This window comes from Nocardioides sp. Root122 (assembly GCF_001425025.1).
GTDB lineage: Bacteria > Actinomycetota > Actinomycetes > Propionibacteriales > Nocardioidaceae > Nocardioides.
In genome coordinates, this window is sequence record NZ_LMDE01000002.1 from 126,580 (window position 1) to 134,322 (window position 7,743).

The window sequence follows — 7,743 nt, forward strand, 5'->3', positions numbered from 1 at the left end:
GGCCTCAGGCCGTGAGGAGCCAGCGCCCGTCGTCGTCGCGGCGGACGAGCCCGCGTTCGGCGAAGGACTCGAGCCACCCGCGCATGGGCACCACGCCCCACCGCTGTCGGTAGATCTCGGCGTTGCGGACGATGTCCACGACGTGCTCGACCGGCGGGCGCGAGACCGGGTGCCACTGGTGGTAGGCGCGGGCCGCACCCACCCAGCCGAGCTCCACGCCGGCCCGCAGGGCCACCCTCGCGAAGTCGGTGTCCTCGCCGCCGTAGCCGACGTAGTCCTCGCAGAAGCCGCCGGTCGTCACCCAGGCCTCGGCCGAGCAGGCGAAGGACAGCGACCAGAACAGGTCGGGGTCGGCCCCGGCGGCGCGCTCGCCCGGGGCGAGGTCGGGACGTGCCGGGTGCGGCGCGTCCAGCGCCCCCAGCGACGACAGGTCGTATCCCTCGGGCGGCGGCGGGTCCAGGTAGGTGACCGGCCCGGACCAGATCGTGGTCGGCTCCTCGGCCACCACGTCGGCGTACGCCGCGAGGAGGCCGGGGCCGGCGAGGCAGTCGACGTCGAGGAAGACGAGCGTGGTCGCGCCGAGCGAGAGCGCGTGGTCGGCCCCGCGATTGCGGGCGGCCGCGATCGTCAGGCCGAGCGGGTGGGCGGGGACGGACACGCTGCTGCCGCTCACCGAGGGATCGTCGACGGCGACCACCACGTGCTCGTACGCCGTCGTGGTCGAGGCGGCCAGCGACGCGCGCTGGCGGGCGAGGTGCTCGTGGCGGCCGTGCACGACGGTGACGACCGCGGTGGCGGACCCGGTCACGGGGTCCCGTCCTGTGCCACCTGCTTGACCACGTCGGCGAGGCGGGTCGGGGCGAAGCCGTCGCACCACTCGGCCCATCCCTCGCCGTCGAGGAAGACAGCCTCGTCGAGGAGGTCGAGCCAGCCGGTGCGCGGGACTTCGTCGACCACGACGGCGGGCCACCCGTCGCGCAGGGCACGCGCCGTCGTGTGCTGCTCCTGGAACGGGCGGTCGGCCGGCACGACGACGGCCGGGACCCGGCTCGCGGCGACCTCTGCGAGCGAGTTCTGGCCCGGGTGCAGGACCACGACGTCGGCGTCCGCGAGCACGGCCGCGGGGTCGGCGTGCCACGAGCCGAGCGTGCGACTGAGGACGGTCCAGTCCCACTCGGGAGTCTGTGCCCGGGCGTCGGCGACCACCTGCGCGGTGAACCCGTCGCCGCCGGTGCCCGCGAGCAGCACGGCGAGCGGCCGGTGGCGGGACCGCCGTCGCTCGGTCGCGACCGGGACGCGCGACACGGCGCCGATCGCGTGGAGCCGGCCCTCGGGCAGCGCGAGCCCGGGGAGCAGCCGGTGGGCCCAGCCGTCCGGGAAGGCGCCGACGACGGCCGAGGCGACGCCGAAGCCGAGCAGGTGCGGCGGATCGGTGCGCACGCCGGGTGCGGTCATCGCGACGACGGGAGTGCCGTGCAGGCGGGCCAGCAGGCACACCTCGACCGACTGGTCGACCACCACGGCTGCCGGGGCGTGGCGCTCGATCCAGCCCGAGATCGCCGCCATCCGCTTGCGGAGCCCCGCGTCGCCCGTGGGCACCCAGTGCAGCCGTCCCGAGGCCGAGACGTCCGCGTCGGCGTACGACTCCGCGTCGTCGTCGCGGGGCAGCTGGAGCCACGGCCCGGTCCACGCGTCGGGGCGGGGGAGCGAGCTGAGACCCGTCACGGGTCCGGGCAGGTGCGGCGCGACGGTCACCGCTCGGTGCAGGTGCCCGCTGCCCTGGTGGTGGACGTAGTAGCCGATCACGCTGCCAGGCCGCCTGCGAGCAGCTCGACGTAGAGGCCCTCGTAGAGGTCGACCATGCGCGTGAGGGAGAGCTGGTCCTCGGCGTGGGCACGGCAGCGCACCCGGTCGAGCGTCACGGCCTCCGTGATCGCGGCGGCCAGCATCGCGACGTCGCCGGGCGCGGCCAGCCGGCCGGTCTCCGGGGTCACCACCTCGGGCAGGCCGCCCCGGGCGAACGCGGCGACGGGGGTGCCGCACGCGAGCGCCTCGGCGGCGACCAGCCCGTAGGGCTCGTCCCACTCCGGTGTCACGACCGCGACGCCTGCTGACCCGACGAGGGTCGCCAGCTCCGCCTGCGACAGGTGGCCGGCGTAGGTCGCCTCGGCGCCGAGCAGCGGCTCGACCGACGCGTGGAAGTAGTCGAGGTCGAGGACCGGTCCCGCCAGCACGATCGGGATCCCCGCCAGGCGTGCGGCGAGCACCGCCTGGTGCGGGGCCTTCTCCGGGACGAGCCGTCCCGACCACACCGCGGTCGCGCCACCGGGGCCGACCGGCCACCGGGAGACGTCGACGCCGTTGGGCACGCAGGTGGCGTTCGTGATCGACGACCAGGAAGCGGCCGTGTGGCGCGAGACCGCGGCGAAAGAGCTGCGACCGCCGTCGAGCCGCACCGCGGACTCCAGCCACCACAGGGGAGGGGTGTGCAGGGTGGTCAGCACCGGCATCGGGAGCGTGCGCGCCATCGCGACCGGGAGGTAGTGGAGGCTGTTGTTGTGCATCACGTCGAAACGCTGGGCGTTGTGGCCGGCCAGCCCCAGCATGAGCGAGAGGTAGGCGTGGTGCTCGGCCACCTCGACGTACGGCGGCGCGTCGACGTCGTGACGACCGGCGTGCTCGGGCAGGGCGTCGACCTCGAGCTCCTCCACACCCAGGCTCGGGTCGGACCCGGGGGCGGCGAAGACGGCGACGTCGTGCCCGCGCCTGACCAGCTCGTGGGCGAGGTGCCACGTCATGGACTCGAGGCCGCCGGTGAAGGGCTCGGCGATCGGGAACCGGCTGTTGGCCACCAGGCAGATGCTGAGGCGCTCCCGGGTGAAGAGCGCGGTCACTGGCTCAGCTCCCGGTAGAGCTGCTCGTGGACCCGGGCGACCTCGCGCCGCTGGTCGGTGCGCTCGTCGAGGGTCGCCCCCCAGCGGGGCCGCTCGGTGTGGGCGCGCACCACGGCCGCACGCAGCGAGTCGGCGTCGAAGTCGTCGCCGTCGTTGGTGTAGCTGAGCACCGGCCCCTGGTCGGCGTAGTAGCCGCAGGTGGGCGCCAGCACGGTGGTCTGCAGGTCGCGGCACGCCTCGAGCCAGCCCGAGTGGGTGCCGAACGTGTAGGGGAGCACCGAGAGGTCCAGCGACGCGAGGTAGGACCAGAGGTCCTCGTCGGAGTAGTAGTCGTGGACCTGGAGCTCCAGCCGCTTCGCCGCCGCCTCGTGGCGCAGCCAGTCCGACAGCTCCTGGTCCCGGCGGGCGCCGTCGGCGTCCAGGATGTCGCGATGGCAGTTGACCTGCAGCACGGCGTCGTCGAGCTGCGCCACGGTCTCGACGAGGGTCGGCAGCAGCCGCATCGGGTCCATGTTGGCCCGCAGGCTCTTGAGGTGCAGGCCCACGCGGAACGGGCGGTGCCGCCAGATCGGGCGCACGGTCAGGGCCCGCGAGATCGTCGGCAGGTCGACGACGTGGGGGTGGGGGACCACGTGCGCTGTCCGACCCCAGCGGCGCTCGATCTCCGCCGCGGCGCCCGGGGTCAGCGTGACGAGCCCGTCCGCCGCCGGGACCAGCACGTCGAGCTGGTCGTCGTGCAGGCGCCGGTCGGTGTGGTGCGGGTTGCGCAGGTCGTGGAGCGTGAAGACGAACGGCTTGCCGCGGCCGCGGACCACCCGGGTGAGGGTGTCCAGCTGCTCCGGTGTGCAGGCGTCGAAGCCGAAGTGCAGGTGGAAGACGTCGTAGTCGGCCTGCCGCGCCCAGTCCGGGTCGAGCATCACCGGCGGCCACCACTGGGCGCCCGCGGGGCGGTCCGGCCGGCCGGGGTCGGGGTCGGGGAGGCGGACGGCCCCACTGCCGTCGAAGGGTGCGAGGTGGCGTACGTAGACGTGGCCGGAGGGCACCGAGGCCACGGCGAGGGGCCGGGTCGGCGCAGCAGCCAGCCTTCTCTGTGCAGTCGTCATGATCCGCAGTACCCAGAACCGCTTCCGCTCATCGCGTCCTTCACCCGCTCGGGTGAACGGAAACCGGGGTGAGCGGGCACGAGGGTGGCCGATAGCATCACGGGGGGCAGTCGCCCCACCCTCATCCCTCCTGAAGGAGCTCTCGTGTCCGACATCTTGGTCGTCCGCATCCACGCCGATCAGCGTGCGGAGACCGCGGTCACGACGGGCACCAAGGCCTGGGAGCTGTTCCGCGACGACGCCGAGGTCATCGCCGCCCGCGTGGCGGGCGCGCTCAAGGACCTGTCCTACGAGCTCGCCGACGGCGACGAGGTCGAGGGCGTGGCGATCGACAGCGCCGACGGCCGCGACATCCTGCGCCACTCCACCGCCCACGTGATGGCGCAGGCGGTGCAGCAGATCTGGCCGGAGGCCAAGCTCGGCATCGGGCCGCCGATCGAGAACGGCTTCTACTACGACTTCGACGTCGAGACCCCGTTCGTGCCGGAGGACCTCGCGAAGATCGAGTCCGCGATGCGCAAGATCATCAAGGAGAACCAGCGCTTCGAGCGCCGGGTCACCAGCGACGCCGAGGCGATCGACGAGCTGAAGGACGAGCCCTACAAGATCGAGCTGATCGGCCTCAAGGGCGGCGCCGGCACCGAGGGCACCGAGGGCGCGAGCGTCGAGGTCGGTGCGGGCGAGCTCACCATCTACGACAACCTCGGCCGCAACGGCGAGGCGAAGTGGTCCGACCTGTGCCGCGGTCCGCACCTGCCGACCACCAAGCGGATCCCCGCCTTCAAGCTGATGCGGAGCGCGGCGGCCTACTGGCGCGGCGACGAGAAGAACAAGCAGCTCCAGCGGATCTACGGCACCGCGTGGGAGTCGAAGGAGGCGCTGGAGGAGCACCTCCACCGCATCGAGGAGGCCGAGCGCCGCGACCACCGCAAGCTCGGCCGTGACCTCGACCTGTTCTCGTTCCCCGACGAGATCGGCTCCGGCCTGGCGGTCTTCCACCCCAAGGGCGGCGTGATCAAGCGGGTCATGGAGGACTACGTCCGCCAGCGGCACATCGAGGAGGGCTTCGACTACGTCGGCACCCCCCACATCAGCAAGGAGGGGCTGTTCCACACCTCCGGGCACCTGCCGTACTACAAGGACACCATGTTCCCGCCGATGGAGTTCGAGGGCTCGGACTACTACCTCAAGGCGATGAACTGCCCGATGCACAACCTGATCTTCCGCTCGCGCGGACGGTCCTACCGTGAGCTGCCGCTGCGGTTGTTCGAGTTCGGGTCGGTCTACCGCTACGAGAAGTCCGGGGTCGTCCACGGCCTCACCCGCGTGCGCGGCCTGACCCAGGACGACTCGCACTCCTACGTCACCCCGGAGCAGGCGCCGGCCGAGGTCAAGCACCTGCTCGACTTCGTGCTCGGGCTGCTGCGCGACTTCGGCATCGACGACTTCTACCTCGAGCTCTCCACCCGCGACGACGCCAAGCCCGACAAGTTCGTGGGCACCGACGAGGAGTGGGCGGTCGCCACCAAGGTGCTGGAGGACGTCGCGGTCGAGTCCGGGCTCGAGCTCGTGCCCGACCCGGGCGGCGCGGCGTTCTACGGCCCGAAGATCTCCGTCCAGGCGCGCGACGCCATCGGCCGCACCTGGCAGATGTCGACCATCCAGTACGACTTCAACCAGCCCAAGGGCTTCGAGCTCGAGTTCGCCGCGGCCGACGGCTCGCGCCAGCAGCCGGTGATGATCCACTCGGCGAAGTTCGGCTCGCTGGAGCGGTTCTTCGGCGTCCTCGTCGAGCACTACGCCGGCGCCTTCCCGCCCTGGCTCGCGCCCGTCCAGGTCCAGGGCATCCCGATCGCGGAGCGCCACAACGACTACCTGTTCGACATCGCGCGGCAGATGAAGGCGCAGGGGTTGCGCGTCGAGGTCGACGACTCCGACGACCGGATGCAGAAGAAGATCCGCAACGCGCAGCTGCAGAAGGTGCCGTTCATGATGATCGCCGGTGACGACGACGTCGAGAAGGGTGCGGTCAGCTTCCGCTACCGCGACGGGCGCCAGGACAACGGCGTACCCCTCGCGGACGCGATCCAGCGGGTCGCGGCGGCGGTGGCGAGCCGCGAGCAGGTCTGACCGGCCGCACCCGGCCGTGGGGACATGGTCGTCCGACTCCTCGAGAGCAAGGACTGGCACTGACATGAGCATCGCGCGTCGTCCCGTCGTCGACCTCACCGACGAGGAGGCCCGGCGCTCGCTCCCGCTGAAGTGGGGCGTGCCCGAGGACGTGATCCCGGCGTGGGTGGCGGAGATGGACTACGCCGTCGACCCCGTTGTCCTCGGCGCAGTGCAGCAGGCACTGGCCGACGGGATCACCGGCTACCCGGTCGAGCGCGACGAGGCGCTCGCGACGTCGTACGCCGCCTGGGCGGGGCGGCACTTCGGCTGGGCGCCCGAGCCGGAGGCCGTGCACGCGGTGGTCGACGTGACCGCCGGGGTGCGGCTGGCTATCGACGTGCTGAGCGGTCCGGGCGGCGTGGTGTTCCCGACGCCGGGCTACAACGCCCAGCACGGTCTGGCCCGGGTCACCGGGCGCGCCGAGCACCTCCTCGAGGTGCCAACCTCGGCGGACCGGTGCGAGATCGACCTCGAGGCGCTCGACCGGCTGTTCGCGCAGGGAGCGCAGACGCTGCTGCTCACGCAGCCACACAACCCGTGGGGCCGGGCCTTCACCCGGGCCGAGCTCGAGGGCATCCGCGACGTGGTGGTCGCCCACGGCGCCCGCGTGGTCAGCGACGAGATCCACGCGCCCCTCGTGCTGCCGGGCGCCGAGCACGTCTCGTACCTCTCGATCGAGGGCACCCACGACCACGCGGTCGCGGTCGTGGCCGCGTCGAAGGCGTTCAACACCGCCGGGCTGCGCTGCGCCCAGCTCGTGGTGCCGTCGGCCGCCGACCGGGAGCTCCTCGCTGCGGAGCCGATGTCGCGCAACGACTCGTGGTCGCCGCTCGGCGTCGTCGCCGCACGCGCGGCCTACGACCACGGCGACCCGTGGCTGGCCTCGCTCGTCGAACGGCTCGACCAGCAGCGCACGCTCCTCGGGGAGCTGCTCGCGGAGCACCTGCCCGAGGTGCGCATGCGCCCGCTCGAGGCGACCTACCTCGCCTGGCTCGACGCCTCCGCCTACGGCCACGACGACGCTGCCGTTGTCGCCCTCGAGCGCGGCCGCGTGATGGTCAGCCCCGGCGCCTCCTACGCCCCCGGCACCACCGGCCAGGTCCGCCTCAACATCGCCACCTCACCCGCCCGCCTCACCGAGATCGTCGAGCGCCTCGCCAAGGCCTGGCGCTAGCCCTCGACCCACCCCCCCGTCCCGTCCTCCTCGGTGGTTGAGGTGCGAGCGCCAGCGAGCCTCGAAACCACGCCCGCCTCCTGATCAACCATCGGTGGTTGAGGTGCAAGCGCCAGCGAGCCTCGAAACCACGCCCGCCCCCCTGGTCAACCCGTCGGTGGTTGAGGTGCGAGCGCCAGCGAGCCTCGAAACCACGCCCCGCCTCCTGCTCAACCCTCGGTGGTTGAGGTGCGAGCGCCAGCGAGCCTCGAAACCACGCCCGCCCCGYTGGTCGTCCTGCCTCGGTGGTTGAGGTGCGAGCGCCAGCGAGCCTCGAAACCACGCCCGCCCCGTTGGTCGAGGAGGGACAGAGCCCCGTCGCGAGACCTGTTCACGGGACGCGTCCACAGATCCTCTTCGT

General features: G+C 72.6%; 6 protein-coding genes. 2 read left to right on the forward strand and 4 right to left on the reverse strand.

Annotation, left to right across the window (positions count from 1 at the left end; all coding sequences use genetic code 11):
* Positions 1-4: 4 nt before the first annotated feature.
* The 4 genes from ASC64_RS04780 to ASC64_RS04795 are packed head-to-tail and all read right to left on the reverse strand — an operon-like array spanning position 5 to position 3,997.
* Positions 5-808 (reverse strand): glycosyltransferase family 2 protein, encoded by an 804-nt coding sequence (locus tag ASC64_RS04780; RefSeq protein WP_056906400.1) that lies wholly within the window; start codon positions 806-808, stop codon positions 5-7.
* Entirely contained in the window at positions 805-1,806 is a 1,002-nt protein-coding gene (locus tag ASC64_RS04785; RefSeq protein ID WP_056906401.1) for a glycosyltransferase, read from the reverse strand. The genes ASC64_RS04780 and ASC64_RS04785 overlap by 4 nt, the downstream gene beginning before the upstream one ends.
* Positions 1,803-2,894, reverse strand: a complete 1,092-nt coding sequence (locus ASC64_RS04790) for a glycosyltransferase (RefSeq protein ID WP_056906402.1) — start codon at positions 2,892-2,894, stop codon at positions 1,803-1,805. The genes ASC64_RS04785 and ASC64_RS04790 overlap by 4 nt, the downstream gene beginning before the upstream one ends.
* Positions 2,891-3,997, reverse strand: coding sequence for a hypothetical protein (locus ASC64_RS04795; protein WP_082550215.1), 1,107 nt, complete (start codon positions 3,995-3,997; stop codon positions 2,891-2,893). Before ASC64_RS04795 ends, ASC64_RS04790 begins: the two co-directional genes overlap by 4 nt.
* A 144-nt stretch (positions 3,998-4,141) precedes the next feature.
* On the opposite strand from ASC64_RS04795, the gene thrS reads away from it, so the two are divergent.
* Both thrS and ASC64_RS04805 read left to right on the forward strand, forming a co-directional pair.
* Complete coding sequence (gene thrS, locus ASC64_RS04800; RefSeq protein ID WP_056906404.1) at positions 4,142-6,127, forward strand: threonine--tRNA ligase; 1,986 nt, start codon at positions 4,142-4,144, stop codon at positions 6,125-6,127.
* 64 nt (positions 6,128-6,191) lie between these two features.
* Entirely contained in the window at positions 6,192-7,343 is a 1,152-nt protein-coding gene (locus ASC64_RS04805; RefSeq protein WP_056906405.1) for a MalY/PatB family protein, read from the forward strand.
* Positions 7,344-7,743: the final 400 nt, after the last annotated feature.

Coding starts and splice junctions, on each gene's coding strand:
- ASC64_RS04795 (WP_082550215.1), bottom strand. CDS start 3,997: ATGACGACTGCACAGAGAAGGCTGGCTGCTGCGCCGACCCGGCCCCTC.
- ASC64_RS04805 (WP_056906405.1), top strand. CDS start 6,192: ATGAGCATCGCGCGTCGTCCCGTCGTCGACCTCACCGACGAGGAGGCC.